This window comes from Saccharopolyspora elongata (assembly GCF_004348985.1).
In the GTDB taxonomy this organism is placed as follows: Bacteria; Actinomycetota; Actinomycetes; order Mycobacteriales; family Pseudonocardiaceae; genus Saccharopolyspora; species Saccharopolyspora elongata.
The window spans coordinates 1-635 of the sequence record NZ_SMKW01000251.1; the positions used below are offsets into that span (position 1 = coordinate 1).

1 pseudogene is annotated in these 635 nt (G+C 65.4%); it reads right to left on the reverse strand.

Going from position 1 to position 635, the window contains the following annotated elements:
• Nucleotides 1–495 precede the first annotated feature (495 nt).
• Nucleotides 496–635 (reverse strand): annotated as a pseudogene (locus E1288_RS49735) (IS5/IS1182 family transposase); the annotation flags it as partial.

The window sequence follows — 635 nt, forward strand, 5'->3', positions numbered from 1 at the left end:
CGAAGGCGCCACCGTCCACGGATGGAAACAAGCCCTCGGCGCCCTCGCACTGCACTTCCCCGACCGACTCGACCCCTACCTCAACTGACCGAACCGAAGTCATTTACACAAACCACTTGACAGGCTCCCCCATCCACTGCCAAACCCACCGCGCCGCCATCGGCCATGCGCACCGTGTCCGGCGACCAGGGTCGTTTTCCCGCGAAATCACGCCATCCCCACAACGGCCCACTCCCTGCGACGGATCACCCCGAAACCAAACCTCCATCAGCCCCGGCCGACCCGAAAACGGCCACCCCGCAACGCAAGCCGCGAACCCGCCAGCCCACTCCGGGCCATCCCCGCGATACAAAGCCGCTCTGGGGCTGCGGGCCGGATCAAGCCTGAAACCCCGAAGGGGCGGCCGCCAGGCCGGGCTTGACTTCCGGCCCGCAGCCCCAACAATCCACCCATCGCGGGGATGGCCCCAAAAGCACACGGAACCTCTAAGGGTTCCTAACAAAGGGTTTTGATGTGTCGGTAGCAGATGATGCAGGTGGCCAGGCCGAGGAACGCTTCGTGGATGTCGTCGCGGCGTTCCCAGCGGATGCGGAGGCGTCGCATGCCGTGGTACCAGGCGATTGTGCGCTCGACGA